The sequence below is a fragment of the Bellilinea sp. genome (genome assembly GCF_034432615.1).
GTDB lineage: Bacteria > Chloroflexota > Anaerolineae > Anaerolineales > Anaerolineaceae > Bellilinea.
The window spans coordinates 1-1,956 of the sequence record NZ_DAOUBL010000185.1; the positions used below are offsets into that span (position 1 = coordinate 1).

At 54.0% G+C, this 1,956-nt stretch carries 2 protein-coding genes; both read left to right on the forward strand.

All coding sequences use genetic code 11. The annotated features are described in order from the left end of the window. A partial coding sequence (locus VAE48_RS08515) for an ABC transporter substrate-binding protein (protein ID WP_322792895.1) occupies positions 1-1,351 on the forward strand: 1,351 nt, incomplete at its 5' end. A 76-nt stretch (positions 1,352-1,427) separates the two neighbouring features. Beyond that, positions 1,428-1,956, forward strand: a 529-nt coding sequence (locus VAE48_RS08520) for a sugar ABC transporter permease (protein WP_322792896.1), incomplete at its 3' end; no start/stop codon positions are given.

A 1,956-nucleotide genomic window follows, 5' to 3' on the forward strand; every position in this document is an offset into this window, starting at 1 on the left:
CAAAAAAGTGTTTCTGTTGATAAGCCTGATGGTGATTTTTGCTACCATTCTGGCTGCCTGTGGCACACCGGCTACTCCCACCGCGGATAGTTCGCAGCCACAAAACCCCACGGCTGCCGGCGAACAACCCGCCAAAAAGGTTACTTTGCGTGTGCTGGTTCACCAAAACCCGCCGATGGTGGAATTCATGGAAGCGTTCAACAAACAATTCCAGGACCGCCACCCCAACATCACGGTGGACATGTCCGTGGTCAACGCCAATGACCTCAGCACCGTTTCACAAACCCGCCTTTCGGCGAATGATATTGATGTGCTGGATATTTTTGGTTTTGCCAACGGCGCCCAGCCGTACATGAAGCAGGTGGACCCGCCCAACTGGCAGCAGCTGATCGAAGCCGGTCTGCTGATGGACCTGACCGGTCAGGATTTCCTCCAGTACTACGATACCCCCACCATTAACGATGCCGGTTCCTACAACGGCAAAGTCTATGCTGTCAACCTGGGACGTGTGATTTACAGCGGCATTTACTACAACAAGGCCCTCTTCGAACAATACAATGTCAAAGTCCCCACCACCTGGCCGGAACTGGTCGCCGCATGTGAAACCTTCAAGGGCGCCGGTATTCCCTGCATGACCGCCGGTGGTAAAGACGGCTGGCCGATCTTCGTGGGTGCCTATGGCTTGATTGGGTCAATTTACCCCGATCAGGAAGCGCTGGTCGAAGGATTGTGGACCGGTAAGATCAAGTGGAACGACGAAAAATCGCTGGAAATGTGGCGCAAGATGCAGGTTTATGCCCGTGACATGATGGAAGAAGGCGCCAGCGGTATCGCCGGCGATGCTGCGCCCGGCCGCTTTGCCTCCGGCGCGGTGGCCATGTTCCCCGGTGGTAGCTGGTATGCTCCTGCCATCGAAGCCGCTCAGCCCGATTTCGATTGGGGCTACATCCCCTTCCCCGGTTCCGACAACCCCGAAGACAACAAGTACTGGTTCGGCAAATACGATCAGGGTTGGGCAATTGCCAACAACACCCCCAACAAAGAAGCCGCTCTGCTGTACCTGAAAGAGTTTTCTGAACCCGCCAATTACCAGGCATTTGTGGATGCAGTTGGTTTCATCCCCACCCAGCCGACTGCCAAACTCAACACCAAAATTGGCGCCGAAATTGCTCCTTACCTCGCTAACTTCCGGGTTGGTTACGAACAGTACTGGGTTGCCCCGAAGGGCGCCGGTCAGTATGCCAATCCATGGGCTTCGTACTTCAAACCGTTTGGCACCTTCGATGACCCCGTAGAACTGGCCAATAAGGTTCAGGAAGACCTGCAAGCCGGACTGGATGCCGTGAAGTAAAACTTTACCGAGAAGACTGGGCTTCCTGCTCCGGCGGGAAGCCCAGTTCCTTTCACAGAAAGGAAAGGGTGATCGCATGTCTTACCATTTTGGCCGCGGCTGGTCGAAGTTGACACCGTATCTTCTGCTTTTACCCGGATTATTCTTCTACTTTCTGATATCGCTCGGCCCTTCCATCGCAACCGGATTTTTTTCCTTCACCGATGCCACCGGTATCAAAGGCGCGCCGATCCGCTGGATTGGGTTGGATAACTACCGCGAATTTTTGTTCATGGGACGCGCCTCGCTGGATAATCTGGATGCGCTCAAACGAACCCTGATATTCAGTTTCGTGGTCACCACCGTCCAGTTCACGCTGGGATTGATTGTGGCTTTGATTGTCAATCAAAAGCTCAAATTTACCAACATCTTCCGCACCATTTACTTTATGCCGGTCATCCTTGGGGTGGTCATTCAGGGTCTGATGTGGTCGCTGTTTCTCTACCCGCTGGGCGGCCCTGTGGCGAAATTTCTGGCATTGTTCGGCATGCGCTCGGAGTTTTTGGGCGGTCAGCCTACCGAAGCGTTTGCATGGGTCATCTTTGTGCAAATTTGGGCGAATCTGG